This is a genomic window from Serratia sp. CY27727 (genome assembly GCF_052169275.1).
Lineage (GTDB): Bacteria > Pseudomonadota > Gammaproteobacteria > Enterobacterales > Enterobacteriaceae > Serratia > Serratia sarumanii.
Map to the genome: position 1 here is coordinate 185,495 of NZ_JBJNLB010000005.1, position 15,566 is coordinate 201,060.

The 15,566-nt window shown below is 56.9% G+C and carries 16 protein-coding genes and 1 tRNA gene; 8 read left to right on the top strand and 9 right to left on the bottom strand.

The window, feature by feature from the left end; all coding sequences use genetic code 11:
* Positions 1–216 precede the first annotated feature (216 nt).
* Together ACJ8HB_RS14945 and ACJ8HB_RS14950 are read left to right on the top strand one after the other, a co-directional pair.
* Positions 217–1,197 carry a retron St85 family effector protein gene (locus ACJ8HB_RS14945; protein WP_047569901.1) on the top strand — a complete coding sequence of 327 codons (981 nt, stop codon included), beginning with the start codon at positions 217–219 and terminating at the stop codon, positions 1,195–1,197.
* A complete protein-coding gene (locus ACJ8HB_RS14950; RefSeq protein ID WP_072021597.1) occupies positions 1,184–2,110 on the top strand; it encodes a retron St85 family RNA-directed DNA polymerase in 927 nt (308 codons plus the stop codon). Before ACJ8HB_RS14945 ends, ACJ8HB_RS14950 begins: the two co-directional genes overlap by 14 nt.
* Here ACJ8HB_RS14950 and ACJ8HB_RS14955 read toward each other — a convergent pair.
* The 5 genes from ACJ8HB_RS14955 to ACJ8HB_RS14975 form a co-directional block, all read right to left on the bottom strand.
* Positions 2,107–2,589 (bottom strand): RipA family octameric membrane protein, encoded by a 483-nt coding sequence (locus ACJ8HB_RS14955; RefSeq protein ID WP_072021598.1) that lies wholly within the window; start codon positions 2,587–2,589, stop codon positions 2,107–2,109. The two genes, ACJ8HB_RS14950 and ACJ8HB_RS14955, sit on opposite strands and share 4 nt — an antisense overlap.
* A gap of 36 nt (positions 2,590–2,625) precedes the next feature.
* On the bottom strand, positions 2,626–3,792 hold the full coding sequence (locus tag ACJ8HB_RS14960; protein ID WP_047569902.1) for a tyrosine-type recombinase/integrase: 1,167 nt from the start codon (positions 3,790–3,792) through the stop codon (positions 2,626–2,628).
* A gap of 161 nt (positions 3,793–3,953) precedes the next feature.
* Positions 3,954–4,048, bottom strand: a tRNA-Sec gene (locus ACJ8HB_RS14965).
* A 98-nt stretch (positions 4,049–4,146) separates the two neighbouring features.
* A complete protein-coding gene (locus ACJ8HB_RS14970) occupies positions 4,147–5,490 on the bottom strand; it encodes an esterase-like activity of phytase family protein (protein WP_047569905.1) in 1,344 nt (447 codons plus the stop codon).
* Positions 5,491–5,565: 75 nt separating this feature from the next.
* Positions 5,566–6,765, bottom strand: coding sequence for a cyanate transporter (locus tag ACJ8HB_RS14975; RefSeq protein ID WP_052133473.1), 1,200 nt, complete (start codon positions 6,763–6,765; stop codon positions 5,566–5,568).
* A gap of 126 nt (positions 6,766–6,891) precedes the next feature.
* On the opposite strand from ACJ8HB_RS14975, the gene ACJ8HB_RS14980 reads away from it, so the two are divergent.
* From ACJ8HB_RS14980 to ACJ8HB_RS14995, 4 genes are all read left to right on the top strand, one after another.
* A complete protein-coding gene (locus ACJ8HB_RS14980; protein ID WP_047569907.1) occupies positions 6,892–7,746 on the top strand; it encodes a LysR family transcriptional regulator in 855 nt (284 codons plus the stop codon).
* A 127-nt stretch (positions 7,747–7,873) separates the two neighbouring features.
* Complete coding sequence (locus ACJ8HB_RS14985; protein WP_094860178.1) at positions 7,874–9,262, top strand: amidohydrolase family protein; 1,389 nt, start codon at positions 7,874–7,876, stop codon at positions 9,260–9,262.
* 100 nt (positions 9,263–9,362) lie between these two features.
* Positions 9,363–9,914 (top strand): isochorismatase family protein, encoded by a 552-nt coding sequence (locus tag ACJ8HB_RS14990; RefSeq protein WP_033636578.1) that lies wholly within the window; start codon positions 9,363–9,365, stop codon positions 9,912–9,914.
* Positions 9,915–9,916: 2 nt separating this feature from the next.
* Positions 9,917–10,840, top strand: a complete 924-nt coding sequence (locus ACJ8HB_RS14995; RefSeq protein ID WP_094860177.1) for a GlxA family transcriptional regulator — start codon at positions 9,917–9,919, stop codon at positions 10,838–10,840.
* Here ACJ8HB_RS14995 and ACJ8HB_RS15000 read toward each other — a convergent pair.
* On the bottom strand, positions 10,835–11,827 hold the full coding sequence (locus ACJ8HB_RS15000; RefSeq protein WP_047569913.1) for an acyltransferase: 993 nt from the start codon (positions 11,825–11,827) through the stop codon (positions 10,835–10,837). The two genes, ACJ8HB_RS14995 and ACJ8HB_RS15000, sit on opposite strands and share 6 nt — an antisense overlap.
* 217 nt (positions 11,828–12,044) lie before the next feature.
* Between ACJ8HB_RS15000 and ACJ8HB_RS15005 the strand changes: the two genes are divergently transcribed.
* Positions 12,045–13,292 (top strand): MFS transporter, encoded by a 1,248-nt coding sequence (locus ACJ8HB_RS15005; protein WP_047571709.1) that lies wholly within the window; start codon positions 12,045–12,047, stop codon positions 13,290–13,292.
* Positions 13,293–13,342: 50 nt separating this feature from the next.
* Here ACJ8HB_RS15005 and ACJ8HB_RS15010 read toward each other — a convergent pair whose 3' ends face one another.
* Positions 13,343–13,969, bottom strand: coding sequence for a LysE family translocator (locus ACJ8HB_RS15010; protein ID WP_047569917.1), 627 nt, complete (start codon positions 13,967–13,969; stop codon positions 13,343–13,345).
* A 121-nt stretch (positions 13,970–14,090) separates the two neighbouring features.
* On the opposite strand from ACJ8HB_RS15010, the gene ACJ8HB_RS15015 reads away from it, so the two are divergent.
* Entirely contained in the window at positions 14,091–15,002 is a 912-nt protein-coding gene (locus ACJ8HB_RS15015) for a LysR family transcriptional regulator (protein WP_033636572.1), read from the top strand.
* An 11-nt stretch (positions 15,003–15,013) separates the two neighbouring features.
* Here the strand turns inward: ACJ8HB_RS15015 and ACJ8HB_RS15020 are convergent, their stop codons facing one another.
* On the bottom strand, positions 15,014–15,289 hold the full coding sequence (locus tag ACJ8HB_RS15020) for a type II toxin-antitoxin system RelE/ParE family toxin (RefSeq protein ID WP_033636570.1): 276 nt from the start codon (positions 15,287–15,289) through the stop codon (positions 15,014–15,016).
* Positions 15,289–15,549, bottom strand: coding sequence for a CopG family ribbon-helix-helix protein (locus tag ACJ8HB_RS15025; RefSeq protein WP_047569919.1), 261 nt, complete (start codon positions 15,547–15,549; stop codon positions 15,289–15,291). Before ACJ8HB_RS15025 ends, ACJ8HB_RS15020 begins: the two co-directional genes overlap by 1 nt.
* Between the last annotated feature and the right edge of the window lie 17 nt (positions 15,550–15,566).

The window sequence follows — 15,566 nt, forward strand, 5'->3', positions numbered from 1 at the left end:
ATATTTAGTTATGCTTGTCGGGCGCTTAGCCAGACACTTTTATATTGAACGGCTTTAGGGTTGCGCTTGGTGTGCCTCTGGATTGCACTCCTAGTTGCACGTCGTCGCGCAATCCAGAGGCACACCAAGCGCTTCCTCTAGGTAAGAGCAACACGAAAGCTTACGCCACTATGTGGCGTAAGCTTCTTTTATGGCAATTAATATAAGTCTTTACTCATGGAAAAAAATCAAAAAGAAAAATATGAGGAAAAGTTAAAAAAACATGTGTCAGGCTGGGATCTTAAGAATTTTCGCGTATGTTATGACGAGCAAATAATATTTCTTTGCGGGGCTAAAGTTGCACCATTCAATGAGCCTCAAACGACAATGAGAGGCATGTTTTATGAATTCTGTAAAGAAAATGACTCTAGGCTTTTTAATAAACTTCTTCTTGCTGAAGCGTTTAAAAACTATTTAAAAGAAAGTCATTACCCTGACTTAATTTCATTTGAAAAAGACATTGCGAACTTATCCTCTTTGATTATTATATTTTTGGAAAGTAGTGGCTCCATTGCAGAATTAGGCTTGTTTTGTAATTTGGATGATATAAATAAAAAACTTTTAGTTATTGTCCCTGAACATGAAGTAAAGGATGATAAAAAAGAGTCGTTTATTTATCTCGGCCCACTATCCTATCTTCGTGAAAAGGTTAATGAGAAATCATATATTGTTTACCCTGGTCCTATTGATGGAAGGGATTACAATGAGCACCTAGAGTTAATTCTCGATGATGTAAACTCATTGGCCCCCTCAGATGGAAAGGAATATAAGTTTGATGTAAATAACTCAGGCCATTTAGCCTTTTTACTTACCCATATTATTTCTTTAGCCATGCCGATTAGACTAAAAGAAATCATGATGTGTGTAAATGAATTAGGTATTAATGCAACTTTGCAAAAAGACATAGAGCGAATGCTGTTCCTGCTTGAAACCTTTTTCCATATTGAAGTATATGAATATGGAGGTACAAAATATTATTATACCAAGAGTTCAAAAGGATGCATTAGATTGGGTAAAAACAAATCTGGCTTTACGGTTGATGAGGTTGGCATAAAAGCCGATTTGCTACTTTTTATTAATGATGTAGCAAGGTGTGATGATAAGAAAAGGCGGTTAGCATTGAATTCGATAAAGGAGAGGATCAATGAACATAATTGATATTATTTCTAAAAAGACCCTGCTTCCATCACCTAACGTTATGGTTTTTATTAATACAGCGCCATATCGCTATAAAAAATATTATTTACCAAAAAATAGTGGTGGCGTTCGTGAAATTGCTCAACCTTCACGTGAGTTGAAGGTTATGCAACGAATTATCATTGAAAAAATAGCTGATTTTTTACCAATTCATGAAAGTGCATTTGCATATGTAAAAGGGAAAAGCATCAAAGAAAACGCGCAAAAACACAAAAGAAATGAATATTTTCTTAAGTTAGATTTCTCAGATTTTTTCAATAGTATAAAACCCAGTGATTTGCGAAATGTCCTAATAAAGAACGGGTTTGAAGATGATTCATTTAGCCTTTTATTAATTGATAAAATATTTTTTTATAAAAAAACAAAAAAAAGTGGTCTTACCTTAAGTGTTGGTGCCCCAAGTTCGCCGCTTATTTCAAATGCTGTTCTTTACGAATTTGATGTGCAAGTTACAGAGCTATGTAATAAAGAGGGAATTACCTATACAAGATATGCGGATGATCTAACGTTTTCATGCAATGAGAAAGGAAAGCTTATAGGCTTTCAAAAAAACATAATCAAAATTTTACGAAAAATACCGTCGCCGCATTTAAGGCTGAATGATAAAAAAACGATCTATACATCAAAATCTGTGAGTCGCCGAGTCACAGGAATAGTTATAAACAATGACGGCCAATTGTCATTGGGCCGAAAAAATAAAAGAATGATTAGTAGTTTAATACATCATTATACACTTAATAAGTTAAGTGCTGAAGATGTTTATAAGTTGAAGGGATACCTTTCTTATGCAAAGCATATTGAGAGTACATTTATTAACTCGATGAAAATAAAGTATGGCGTTGATACGATCAATGCCATACTTAAATCTAATTAAGCCCTTTCGGAAACAATATTTATTATTGTCATTTGTGGAGTGGGTTTGGTTTCCAAATTAAATGTAAATAATATTATAACCACATTCAAAAGAATAAGAGTTAGGGGAATCAAACGCTCAATTGAAGTTAAATGGAAATAACACTTTGATTTAAGGTAGTCATGCTCTTCATTAAACGGCTTAAAAGGAAAGTTATTGTCATTTTCTATCTTGTTTATTGTTTCATATTTCGCTTCGTTTATTTTTTTGTATGTTGAAACTAAGAACATCCAGTACAGATTAACTATGATACATACAAGACATATAATTGAACTCCATGCAGTTTGTGATAACCCCGCAGTTGATAGGTAGCTGTTAAGTGATATAAGACCTGTGTTAATTGCTATAATGAATGCATTAGTCTTTAGTCTACGCTCACTAGTTTTATCTGCCATATCAATGCAGAGTTTATAAATATCTATTTTCTCTTTTAGTTCCATATAATTTATTTCCTCTAAGAATTTACAACCAAAATATTATTTATATAGTAAAGAAGCATACCACTGCATCATTTCTCTTCTTTTTTCAAGATATAAAGCATGGTTATATACTCCCCTTATAGAATTCTTATCCGCATGCGCCAACTGAATTTCGATCCAAGCACTATCAAATCCCTGTTCATGTAAAATTGTCGACATCGTATGCCTAAATCCGTGACCTGTAGCACGTCCTTTATAACCAATAAGTTCAATCACTTGTGAAACACTTTCTTTCGAGATCGGTTTGCTGCGGTTGTTTCTGCCAATAAAGACATAAGGGTAATGGCCGGTAATAGGTTTGAGTTGCTTAAATAGGTCAACTACCTGAGTAGATAAAGGAACAATGTGAGGCCTCCTCATTTTCATCCTTTCTGCTGGTATTTCCCATATACCTTTCTCAAAGTCAACTTCATCCCATGTGGAAAAGCGCATTTCTTGCGTTCGTACGCCAGTAAGCATAACTATTTTCGTCGCATTTTTAGTGATGATGCTACCGGTATACCCTTCCAAGTCCCTAACAAAGTAAGGCAACTCCTCAGCCGAAAGGAACGGATGATGCTTTTGCTTAGGCACAGCCAGCGCGCTGGCGAGATCTGGAGCTGGATTATACTCCGCCCTGCCGGTAATAATGGCGTAGCGAAACACCTCTCCACAGCGCTGGCGTACCTTGCGGGTCTTCTCCAATGCCCCACGCTTTTCAATGCGTCGTAGCACTTCCAGCAGTTCCAAAGGCTTAATTTCGACAATCGGACGTTGACCGATGTACGGGAACACATCCTGTTCAAAGGTACGCATAATTTCTTCCCTATAGGCCAGCGTCCAACGATCGGCTTTAATCGCGTGCCACTCGCGGCTAATCGCTTCAAAGGAATGCTCTACAGAAAGCTTCTGCGCGAGCTTTTGCGCCTTTTTCTCGGCTACTGGATCCATGCCATTCGCAACCAGTTTACGAGCTTCCACGCGCTTTTCTCGCGCTTCGGCCAGTGATATCAAAGGATAGGTGCCGAAAGACATTAGCTTGGCTTTCCCGGCATAACGATAGCGGAAACGCCAGCCCTTACTACCGTCCTTATTGATAAGAAGGGACAGACCCTGGCCGTCGTTGAGAGTGTAGGGTTTTTCCTGCGGTTTGGAGCGTCGAATTTGTATGTCAGTTAGGAGCATGTGTATAAGTGGATTATGTGTATAAAAAACCTATACACATCACTATACACATTTTTCACGGATTCAGGCAGTAGCCCACGGACTTATACGGACAAAAAACCAACCAATGCATTGATTTATTGTGTTTTTATGTATTCACCAGGAACTATCAGGACAAACTTTGGCGGAAGATCACAGGAGTCGAACCTGCCCAGGACCGCTGGCGGCCCCAACCGGATTTGAAGTCCGGCCGCCCCACCGGGGACGAGGATCTTCCTTGGAGAAGAGAAGAAGCAAGGCGCTGATTATAGCGCAGTTTGTTCGCTGCGCTAAGCGGGAAATGGCGGCCGCCGGCGATGCGGCGGCCGGGGAGCACTACTTCAGGAAATCCTTCACGTCCAGCAGGATGAACTCGTTGTCATCCGCCATATTGGGCTGGCGGCTGGAGGAGAACGGGAAGTTGTTGTCGTTGCCGACGATGATGTGGTTGGCGTCCACCACGTCTACGTTCTCGATGGTGAAGAACGGGAAGGTCAGCACGCCGTCGTTCAGCGGCTTGCGCGCCAGCTTGTTAGGATCCTGAATGTTCATCAGGTCGATATAGCCCAGTTTTTCGACCGGTTTGCCGACGTTGGCGTCCGAGAAGGCGATTTTATATACCCGTTTGAACTTGGCCACCTGGCTGAAGCAGTTGTCGGTCGGCGCGCCTGCGGCGCAGGCTTTATCCGGCGTGCCTTCGCCGTTGTCGCGCTCGATCACCAGCCCGTGGGTGGCGTCGATCATGTTGAAGTCGCCGATGGCGTTCTGGTTGTCTTCCAGCACGTACTGCCAGCTGCGGCCGGTCCAGGCCTGCTGTTTCACGTCGAACTCCAGCACCCGCAGGTAGCGTTTGCCGCCGACGTTCTCGAACTGCTCGCCGTCCCACAGCGCCCCTTCCAGCAGCGGGTACAGCTTGCTGCCGTCCGGCGAGGCGGCCATGCCTTCAAAGCCTTTGGAGCGTGCCACCTGGAAGTTCTGCTTGCCGTCCGGCGCGCCCGGCAGGGTCAGCGTCGGGTTGTCCGGCGATTTCACCACCTTGCCGTCCACCTGGGTGTCGAACACCGCCAGCACCTTGCCGTTCAGGTCGGCCTTGATCAGGTAAGGCCCGAATTCTTCGCCGATCCATAAGGCATCGTCGGCAAACTGGAAGCTTTCCGGATCGAAATCGCTGCCGGTCAGATAACGCTTCTCGGTACTCTCGTTAATGATGTGGAACGGCACTTTTTTATCCGGATCGTGCAGGAACACCGTCTTCAGCGGCGCAACCGTGCCGTCTTTGAAATCGATCTTGTAGTGGTTGAGATACAGCATGGCGTCCGGCGAGTTGGCCTTGCTGCCGAAGCCGTTGTCGGTCAGCACCCAGTAGGTGCCGTCGGGCATGTGTTTGATGCCTGAGTGGCCCTGCAGCGGTTGGCCTTCGATCGGCAGGCCGAGGCCGGTCAGGCGATCGGCGGATTTGCCCGCCACGCTGCCCAGCTCGGTGACGCGTTTGCCGCTGGTGTACTTACCGCTCAGCTGCAAATCGCTCGGCGCGTCCTTCGGCGTGGAAACGGTGGATTTCACCGGCAGCAGCGCATGCCCGGCCAGCGTCGCCGGTACCGGCTGCGCCTCGGCCCACAGGTTGGCGCTCAGCGCCATGCAGCCGACCAGCAGCGCCAGCCGGGTTTTGGTGTTGTGCATGTCATTGTCCCTTTTCGTTGTTATCGCCCAGAAGTAAAAGCAACGTCACTATAGGGAGCGGCAATGACAGAAATATTATTCGGCGAACGCCCGCCGGTAGCTGTGCGGGTGGAAGCGCCAGGTGATGGCGATCAGCACCACCACCAGCAGCGCGTGGATCTGCCAGTCCAGCACGAAGCCACCGCTGTAGTCGCGCAGCAGGCCGGAGAGGTAGGGTGTCACGCCCGCCAGCAGGAAGCCGACGCCCTGCATAAAGGCCACCAGCCGCCCGGCCGCCGCCGGCTGGTGCAGGTGATCGAGCGCCAGCACCAGGCACAGCGGGAACGCGCCGCCCAGCCCCAGCCCAGAAACCAACACCCACAGCCACGGCAGCGTCTGCGGCAGGTAAATCAGGCCGATAAAGCCGATCAGCTGCATCATCAGCGCCAGCAGCAGCAGCGGCCGCCGGTCATGATTGCGCGCCAGCGCCGGCAACAGCAGCGCGCCCACCACCTGGCCGAAGGTCATCAGCGCCAGCAGCGAACCGCTGGCCTGCGGCTGCCAACCGAGCTGCATGTAATACGGTGGCAGCCAGGCGATCAGGCTGGTATAGCCGCCGTTGATCAGGCCGAAATAGGCGCCGAGCAGCCAGGCGCGCCGGTTGCGCAGCAGGCTTGGCCCGCGGTTTTCTCCCACCGCGCTCAGGCGCGACAGCCCGCGACTGACCGGCCACCAGGCCAGCAGCGCCACCAGCGCCGGTAACGCCCACCAGGCCAGCGCGCTGTGCCAGTCGTGCCCTATGCTCATCAGCCACGGAGTGATCGCCGCGCCCAGTCCGCCGCCGCCCATCAGCGCCGCCGACCACAGCCCGGCCACCAGCGCCATGCTGTTGAGGAAATGATGCTTGATGATACCGGGCATCACCGCCTGGATCACCCCGATGCCGAGCCCGCCGAGCACCGCGCTCATCAGCAGCTGCACGCTGCCGGGGGCCAGCTCGCGCCAGAGCGCGCCCAACCCGATCGCCAACAGGCTCAACGCCACGGCGCTGCGTTCGCTGAACAGCCGGTTGATGGCGCCACCCGCCAACGCCATCAGGCCCATCATCAGCACCGGCAGCGCGGTCAGCAGCGCCGCGCCGCCAAAGCTCAGCCCGGTAGCCTGGCGCAGCGTCGGCAGCAACGGGCCGATCGAGGTCAACAGCGGCCGCATGTTCAGGCAGATCAACACCAGCGCCAGCAACAGGGGATTGAACCAGCGGCGCGAAGAAGGTGAATTAACAGAATGATTTAACACGGTATATTCCTGGTACTGCAAAATGAAGAGTGTGACGTCACAGCGCGATCGCCGCAGCGTTGCGTTACTGTAGGCAACGCCGCTAGTATTGGAAAATTAAATAATAAAATAGCCAACAGTGGGAAAATGAATCGCTACCCGATGTTCAATCCGCAGCTGCTGCTCAGCTTCGTCGCCGTATGCGACAGCAACAGCTTCACCCGCGCCGCAGAGCGGGTGTTTTTGTCGCAGTCCACCGTCAGCCAGCAGGTGCGCCGGCTGGAAGAGATGCTGGGCAAGCCGCTGTTTGAGCGCTCCTCGCATCAGGTGCTGCTGACCGAAGAAGGCGTCAAGCTGTTGAGCTACGCGCGCCGCATCATCGCGCTGAATGAAGAGGCCCACGACGCGCTGACCGGCATCTGGCGCGACGGCGTGCTGCGGATCGGCATGCCGGAGGATTTCGCCGTGCCCACCACCGAACTGCTGGCCGAATTCAGCCGCGAGCACCCACACCTGCGATTGGACGTCGCCAGCGGCCTGAGCGCCGATCTGCACAGCGCCTACGCGCGTGAAGAGCTGGATCTGATCCTGGTGAAGCAGCGCCGCCGGCAACCGCCGCGCGCCGCGCGGCCGGAACCGCTGCTGTGGCTGGACAGCCTGGCCTTCCCGGCCATCGAGCAATCGCCGGTGCCGCTGGCGGTATTTCCGCTCAGCGGCCTGTACCGCGACGAGCTGTGCCAGGCGCTGGACAACCTCGGCAAACGCTGGCGCATCGGCTACAGCAGCGCCAGTCTGGCGGCGCTGACCGCCGCTTCCGCCGCCGGGCTGGGCATCACCCTGCTGCCGGCCGGCTGCCGTCTGCCCACGCATCGGGTGCTGGGCGAAGCTGAAGGATTGCCGCCGATAGACAGCTTCGAACTGGCGCTCTACTACCGCGACGGTGCTCCCGCCGCCACGCTGTCGCTGGCCCAGCGGCTGGCGGTGTTTTGCGGGTTGATATAACGCCGGCACACGCCGATCATTACCAAATCGAATAGTCACCAGTGGCAAATGTCGCTGCCAACCGGCCGGTTCCTCTCCTAAATTGGGGGATGTTTTCACCCCTCACCTCTGGATTAAGGAACCGAACGTGGAAAACCCTCAACAACCGGGCCGCAGAGCCTTCCTCAGCCAAACCGGCAAACTTACCACCGCCTGCGCGGTGATCGGCCTGACGGGTGGCATGGCGCAGGCCGCTTCACCGGGCGACGGGCAGTGCGCACCGGCACCGATGACCCTGACCGATCGCCACTACTGCCTGAGCGAGGTGCGGCTGGAAGACGGCTTTGAATACGACGGCGAAACGGTGATCGGCACCCGCACTGCGCTGTACACGCTGGAGATCAAAGACGGCAAGATCGCCGCCATTCACGCCGCCAACGCCGCGTTGCCCGCCGGCGTGCCCCGCTATAAGGCGCAGGGCCAGCTGCTGCTGCCGGCGTTTCGCGACATGCACATCCACCTGGACAAAACCTTCTACAGCGGCCCGTGGCAGGCGCCGCGCCCGCGCCAGGGCAAGACCATCATGGACATGATCGCACTGGAGCAGACGCTGATCCCGACACTGCTGCCCACCTCGCAGCAGCGGGCGGAAAATCTGATCGCCCTGCTGCAGTCCAAGGGCAGCACCGTGGCGCGCAGCCACTGCAATATCGATCCGGTCAGCGGCCTGAAAAGCCTGGAGCACCTGCAGCGCGCGCTGGAAAAACACCGGGCGGACTTCAGCTGTGAAATCGTCGCCTTCCCGCAGCACGGGCTGTTGCACTCCAAAGTCGATGCGCTGATGCGCGAAGCGATGCAGATGGGCGTGCAGTACGTCGGCGGGCTGGATCCTACCAACGTCGACGGCGCGATGGAGCAATCGCTGGACGCCATGTTCCAGATCGCCCTCGATACCGGCAAAGGCGTGGATATCCACCTGCATGAGACCAGCCCGGCCGGGGTCGCCGCCATCAACTATATGATCGCCACCGTGGAGCAAAACCCGGCGCTGCGCGGCAAGGTCACCATCAGCCACGCTTTCGCCCTGACCACGCTGACGCCGGGCGAACTGGCGGAAACCGCCACCCGGCTGGCGGCGCAGCAGATCACCATCGCCTCCACGGTGCCGATCGGCGGCCTGATGATGCCGCTGCCGCAGCTCAGCGAGAAAGGGGTGTTCGTGATGACCGGCACCGACAGCGTGATCGACCACTGGTCGCCGTTCGGCACCGGCGACATCCTGGAGAAGGCCAACCTGTACGCCCAGCTGTACCGTGGCTCCGACGAGTATCACCTGTCGCGCGCCATGGCCATCTCCACCGGCGGCGTGTTGCCGCTGGACGATAAGGGCCAGCGCGCCTGGCCAAAAGCCGGCGACGCCGCCGAGTTCGTGCTGGTCAACGCCAGCTGTTCCGCCGAGGCGGTCGCCCGCCTGCCGGCGCGCAGCGCCACCTTCCATCAGGGGCGTCTGGTGGCCGGCCAGGTGAGCAAAGCCTAAGGTCGGTCCGCTGTTGTCATCATGATGGCCGTTTTTGGCCTTCTGCCAGAGTAAGGAGCGGCGCAAGATGGTCGCCACACACACAGGCGGAGGGCCGAAAATGTCACAGAGTGCGTTATTGATCATCGATGTCCAGCAATCATTCCAGCACCGTCCATTCTGGCAGGAGGACGATCTGCCGGCGTTTCAGCAGGCGCTGACGCGCCTGATCGCGGGTTGCCAACAACGCGGCGCAGCGCTGGTCGATGTGCTGCACGTTTCGCCGCAGGGGCCGTTCTCGCTGGCTTCGGGCCATGTGCAGCGCCTGCCATTCCTCACCCACCAGGCGGATATCACCGTGCATAAGCACGTACACAATGCGCTGACCGAATCCGGCCTCGACGCCTGGTTGCGCGAGCGGGATATCAACCACCTGATCGTCTCCGGCATCCGCACCGAACAGTGTTGCGAAACCACCACCCGGGTAGCGTCCGATCTTGGTTATCGGGTGACCTTCGTCACCGAGGCGACGCTGACCTTCCCGATGCGTCATCCCGACGGTGAAACCTTTACCCCCGCGCAGCTGAAGCGGCATACTGAAACCGTACTGGTCGATCGTTTCGCCCGCATCGCCAGCGTGGATGAGGCGCTGGCGCAACTCGCACAGGAGTAACCATGTCGCAGGCCGTCTATTTTCTGCTGTTGCCCAACGTGCTGTCGCTGGACGTCAGCGGCCCGGCGGAAACCCTGCGCCTCGCCGGGCAGTTCAGCCTGCATTATCTCAGCCCGGCGCCGCAGATCGTCTGCTCCATCGGCATGACGCTGAGCGGCCTGCAGCCGTTGCCCGAACGCCTGGAAGACGGCGCGATTCTGGTGCTGCCGGGCGTCGGCGATTCGCAGCGCTATTTCGCCGGGGAAGAGGCCGAGCAGGCGCGCCGCTGGCTGGCGACGCTGCGGCCCGATCTGCAGCGGCAGCGCATCACCCTGGTGTGCATCTGTTCCGGCGCGCTGCTGGCGGCGCAGGCCGGGCTGCTCGACGGCTATCAGTGCACCACCCACCACGACGTCATCGAACGTATCCGCCGGCAGGCGCCGGCGGCGCAGGTGAAAGAGAACCGTATCTTCGTCGAAGATCGCGGCGTCTACACCAGCGCGGGCATCACCACCGGCATCGATTTGGCGCTGCACCTGGTCCACCGCCACTGCGGCTCCGGCCGGGCGCGCGACGTCGCACGCGACATGGTGGTCTATTTCCGCCGCGCCGGTGACGATCCGCAGCTGTCGCCCTGGCTGCGCTATCGCAACCACCTGCACCCGGCGGTACACCGCGCGCAGGACATGATGGCCGCCGAGCCGGAGGCCGACTGGTCGGTGCCGCAGGTGGCGGAAAAAGCGCACGTCAGCAGCCGCCACCTGGCGCGGCTGTTTCGCAACCACGTCGGCATCAGCGTGCGGGAGTATCATGAGCAGCTGCGGTTGGCGGTGGCGCAACAGCGCCTGCAGCAAGGGTATGGGTTGGAGAAGGCCGCGCTGGCGGCCGGCTTTTCTTCCGGGCGGCAGCTGCGCCGCGCCCAGCAGCGCCAGCGCTCGCCGCTATGACACCAGCCGGCGGGTATCCAGCCGCTGCAGGCCGACAGACAGCAGCAGGCTGAGCCCCAGCGCCACGCCGAACACCCAGAAGATATCCAGCAGCGGGTGGCCGGTGAAATCCAGGTGCCGGCTGCGCATCACGTTGACGATAAGGGCGTGAAAACCGTAGATCGCCAGCGAATGGCGGGAGAACGCGCTCAGCCAGCCGATCGGCTGCGGCAAACAGTGTTTCACCCACACCAGCAGCGCCACCGCCGCCATAAACACCAGCGGGCCGCTGTAGATGTAGTAGGTATCGGCGAAGTTGCCGTTGATGAACAGCTGGTGCTTGGTGCCGCGCGCGATCAGCACCGCGCACAGCGCAAATCCCAGCGCCGCCAGCCAGCCCACGGCGCGCCCGCGCGCCTCCATCATGCCAATCGCCCGCCCGGCCAGCGCATACAGCAGGTAGTAGAAGGTATCGCCGTAGATATACAGGTTAACCGGCAGCAGGTGCGCATTGCCGAAGGTCAGCTTGTCGGTATTCGGGTTGGCGATCGCCGCCAACACCACCAGCGCGGCGGCCAAGTAACGGCGCGACACCGGCTTGACGCTGATCAGCGGCGACAACAGGTAAATCACCGTAATGGCGTAGAAAAACCACAGGTGGTAGAACACCGGCTTTTGCAGGATGGCGCGCAGCGACGGCCAGAAGCCGATCTTGGTGAAGGCCGCGATATAGATCAGCGCGATGGCGCTGTAGAACAGAATGCAGCAGGCGATACGGGTGAAATGCCGCCGGCCGGCGCTCTTTTCACCGAAGAACAGGTAGCCGGAAATCATGAAGAACAGCGGCACCGACACGCGCGACAGCGAGTTCAGTGCGTTGGCGATATCCCAGTTGTGCAGCCCTATCGCCGCGCCGTTGGTGACGTAATAGGTGGTGGCGTGGATCATCACCACCATCATGCACGCTATCGCCCGCAGGTTGTCTATCCAGCCGATTTTCTCGCTCAAACGCTCGCCCGATCTTGTGTCATATTGATATGTTAAGAAGAGGTTATCGGGCACGGCGTTCGGCGACAACCCAAAAGCGAAATATCAGAATGCACTTAAACAACACCTTATGATTGCGAAGGTGAACAATTGGCGGCAAAATAGCCGCCACAACTCGCTCAGTTTGCGCTTCCCGCCCTGGCAGTTCCTTTTTCTCTTTTACTATCAGTACAATAATATGAAAACGACATTACCACCTGCGGCACGTTTGGGCCGACAGGCGCTTTTATTCCCTCTTTGTCTGGTGCTGTTCGAGTTCGCCACTTATATCGGCAACGATATGATTCAGCCGGGCATGCTGGCCGTCGTGGCGGATTTCAACGCCGGCGAAGAGTGGGTGCCCACCTCGATGACCGCCTATCTGGCCGGCGGTATCTTCCTGCAGTGGCTGCTCGGGCCGCTGTCGGATCGCCGCGGCCGCCGCCCGGTGATGCTGGCCGGAGTGGCATTCTTTATCGTCTCCTGCCTGGCGATCCTGTTGGTCACCACCATCGAGCAGTTCATCGCCATGCGTTTCCTGCAGGGCATCGGCCTGTGCTTTATCGGCGCGGTCGGCTACGCCACCATCCAGGAGTCGTTTGAAGAATCGGTGTGCATCAAGATCACCGCGCTGATGGCCAACGTGGCGCTGATCGCCCCGCTGCTCGGGCCGCTGGCCGGCGCGGCGCTGATCCACGTCGCGCCGTGGCAGAGCATGTTCGTGCTGTTCGCCGCGCTGGCGGCCATCGCCTTCTACGGCCTGTGGAAAGCGATGCCGGAAACCGCCACGCTGCAGGGCGAGGCGTTTTCCGCCGCCAACCTGTGGCGCGACTACCGTCAGGTGCTGGGCAACCGCCGCTTCCTGTGCGGCGCTTTGGCGATCGGTTTCGCCAGCCTGCCGCTGCTGGCCTGGATCGCCCAGTCACCGGTGATCCTGATCAGCGGTGAGTCGCTGTCGACGCTGGATTACGGCCTGCTGCAAATCCCGGTGTTCGGCGCGCTGATCCTCGGCAACCTGACGCTGGCGCGCCTGACCGGCAAAAACAGCGTGGAGCGCCTGATCAAGCTGGGCGCGGGCCCAATGCTGCTGGGGCTGCTGATCGCCGCGCTGGCGACCCAGTTCTCCAGCCATGCCTACCTGTGGATGACCGCCGGCCTGAGCCTGTACGCCTTCGGCATTGGCCTGGCCAACGCCGGCCTGTACCGCCTGACGCTGTTCTCCAGCACTGTCAGCAAAGGCACCGTGTCGGCCACCATGGGCATGCTGAGCATGATGGTGTTCACCATCGGCATCGAGCTGGCCAAGGTCGCCTACGTCTGGGGCGGCAGCGGGCTGTTCAACCTGTTCAACCTCATCAGCGGCCTGTGCTGGCTGACGCTGGTGGCGCTGTTTATCGGCAAACGCCGCAACGGCGACCCCACGCCGCAGCCGACCGGCGCGGCTTAAACACGATAAACGCCGGTCCGGTTTCCCGACCGGCGTTTTTTTATGCGGCTTCAGCCGAGCAGACCCCACAGCGCATACCCCGCTCCCACCACCGCCACCCCCAACAGCAGCAACGCCGACAGGACAGAGATCGCCCGCCGCGCGCGCTGCAGCGCCGTTCCCGACAGCAGGGTGATATAGGCCAGCAAGATGGCGAAGTCCGCCAGCACCCACAGTGCAGTCAACAGCGTCAGGCTGGCGCCGATCGAGGGGGTGACGGCGATAAACTGCGGGAAAAAAGCGACGAAGAAGATAATGTCTTTGGGGTTGGCGATGCCCACCAGAAAACCGGTCAGGATCGCCGAGCGTTTTTGCGGCGGCGCAACGGGCTGCGCATCCGGGGTTCGCGCGGATAAATCCTCATACAGCGAGGCGATCGCCATACGGCCGATAAACAGGCAACCCAGCAGGCCTATCCACTGCAGCAAGCGCATATCCACCGCGAACAGCCCGGTGATAATCAGCGCGGCGATGCCGATCAGCAACAAGGAGGCCCCGTTGCTGCCCAGCGCAGTCAACAGCGCGCGCCGGGCACCAAAGCGCGCCGCGGTGTTGGCCACCATCGCCACCACCGGCCCCGGCGTGGCGATCAGCAAGAAAATGGCGGCGAAATACGCCGCCAGCAACGACAGGTTCATCTTTATTTCACTCACATTCAGTCAGTTGGCGTCGCGCCATTATCCTGCCGCCGCCCCCGCCTTGAAAAAGGAGTAATCCTGTCGTTTACTGTGAATCAGACTCATTATTAGAGACGCCGCGATGGCCAGTTCCCTTCCGCCGCTTTACGCCCTGCGCGCCTTCGAAAGCGCCGCCCGCACCGGCTCGTTCACGCTGGCCGCCGAGGAGCTGCATCTCACCCCGAGCGCCGTCAGCAAGCACATCAAAACGCTGGAGCAGCACTTCGGCTGTCGGCTGTTCCAGCGCAACGGCCCGCGCATCGAGGTCACGCCGCAGGGGAAAATCTTCGCCGCCGAGCTGCAGCAAGGGTTTGGCCGCATCGAGCAAGCGTGCGAGTTGTTCAGAAGCCACCGCGATCTGCTGCGGCTGAAGGCGCCCTCCACGCTGACCCTGCGCTGGCTGCTGGACTGCCTGAGCCGGTTCCGGCAAACGGCGCAGGCGTTCGAGGTGCAGGCAGCCAGCGTCTGGATGGACATCGACAGCGTGGATTTTTTCAGCGAACCCTACGACTGCGCCATCCTGCTCGGCAACGGCCACTTCGGTGCCAACACCGCCGCCGCCAAGCTGTTCGACGAATGGCTGATCCCGATTTGCGCCCCTGCACTGCTCGCCGACGGGCAGCGCGATCTCGCCGCCTGCCCGCTGATCCACCCTTCGCCCGATCGGCGCGACTGGCGGCGCTGGCTGCAAAAAAGCGGCATCGCGGCCCCGATCGATCTCACGCGCGGCCAGGTATTTGATTCGCTGGAACAGGGCAACACGGCGGCCATCGCCGGGCACGGCGTCTCGATCGGCGATCTGGCGCTGAGCCTTCGGACGATTGAGGAGGGGTTATTGGCGCTGCCCTGTGACGCCGCCGTGCGTACCGGCGACGGTTACTATCTGGTTTGGCCGGAAGAATCGGCGAAACGGCCGCTGATCGAACGCTTACAGGCGTTTCTGACCGCCCAGACGCCCGACGTCAGCCGGGCCGCCGTCAGATTTATCGGGTAGGGGAATTCGGCCTATCGCTCTTCGCGGGTATGCCAAATACGCAGAACATAAATCGTTGCCGGCTGCACCTGGTAACGTATCTCATAACGGCCGACCAGAATACGCCTCACTTCCTGCGGTAAAAACTCGTCCAGTCTTTCACCCAGGCGAGGATTATCAAGCAACGCTTTAGGCGCGGCGACCAAGGCCTTCACCGAATTCGCTGCCGCAGTACGGTTAGCCAAGGCAAGAAACTCAAACAAACGCGCCAAATCCGATAGCGCCTTACTCGTCCATTTTAACTCCATCAGCGCGGTACCGGCAGCGGATCGTCACTGTCCAGGCTGGCAGCCCAGGCTTCTACCGATTCATGATCGATAACGTTTTGCTGTTCGACATCGGCCAGCGCCGCCAGCGTTAACCGACGGCGCTCTTCCTCTTGCTCGAGCCAGGCGGTGAGGGCTTGCTTCACTATCCATCCCCGTGAGCGGTCAAGTTTGGCGGCCATTTCATCCACCTTTTCAGCCAAAGGCAGCGGGACATGAGCGGTGATGACTTTCGTATTCATCGTCTTGCTCCTCAGTA

Excerpts from the sequence above, each read along its gene's own strand:
- ACJ8HB_RS14945 (WP_047569901.1), top strand. The coding sequence starts at position 217 with ATGGAAAAAAATCAAAAAGAAAAATATGAGGAAAAGTTAAAAAAACAT.
- ACJ8HB_RS14980 (WP_047569907.1), top strand. The coding sequence starts at position 6,892 with ATGAATCGCTACCCGATGTTCAATCCGCAGCTGCTGCTCAGCTTCGTC.
- ACJ8HB_RS15020 (WP_033636570.1), bottom strand. The coding sequence starts at position 15,289 with ATGGAGTTAAAATGGACGAGTAAGGCGCTATCGGATTTGGCGCGTTTG.
- ACJ8HB_RS15015 (WP_033636572.1), top strand. The coding sequence starts at position 14,091 with ATGGCCAGTTCCCTTCCGCCGCTTTACGCCCTGCGCGCCTTCGAAAGC.
- ACJ8HB_RS15005 (WP_047571709.1), top strand. The coding sequence starts at position 12,045 with ATGAAAACGACATTACCACCTGCGGCACGTTTGGGCCGACAGGCGCTT.
- ACJ8HB_RS14950 (WP_072021597.1), top strand. The coding sequence starts at position 1,184 with ATGAACATAATTGATATTATTTCTAAAAAGACCCTGCTTCCATCACCT.
- ACJ8HB_RS15010 (WP_047569917.1), bottom strand. The coding sequence starts at position 13,969 with ATGAACCTGTCGTTGCTGGCGGCGTATTTCGCCGCCATTTTCTTGCTG.
- ACJ8HB_RS14990 (WP_033636578.1), top strand. The coding sequence starts at position 9,363 with ATGTCACAGAGTGCGTTATTGATCATCGATGTCCAGCAATCATTCCAG.
- ACJ8HB_RS14970 (WP_047569905.1), bottom strand. The coding sequence starts at position 5,490 with ATGCACAACACCAAAACCCGGCTGGCGCTGCTGGTCGGCTGCATGGCG.
- ACJ8HB_RS15025 (WP_047569919.1), bottom strand. The coding sequence starts at position 15,549 with ATGAATACGAAAGTCATCACCGCTCATGTCCCGCTGCCTTTGGCTGAA.
- ACJ8HB_RS14955 (WP_072021598.1), bottom strand. The coding sequence starts at position 2,589 with ATGGAACTAAAAGAGAAAATAGATATTTATAAACTCTGCATTGATATG.
- ACJ8HB_RS14960 (WP_047569902.1), bottom strand. The coding sequence starts at position 3,792 with ATGCTCCTAACTGACATACAAATTCGACGCTCCAAACCGCAGGAAAAA.
- ACJ8HB_RS14995 (WP_094860177.1), top strand. The coding sequence starts at position 9,917 with ATGTCGCAGGCCGTCTATTTTCTGCTGTTGCCCAACGTGCTGTCGCTG.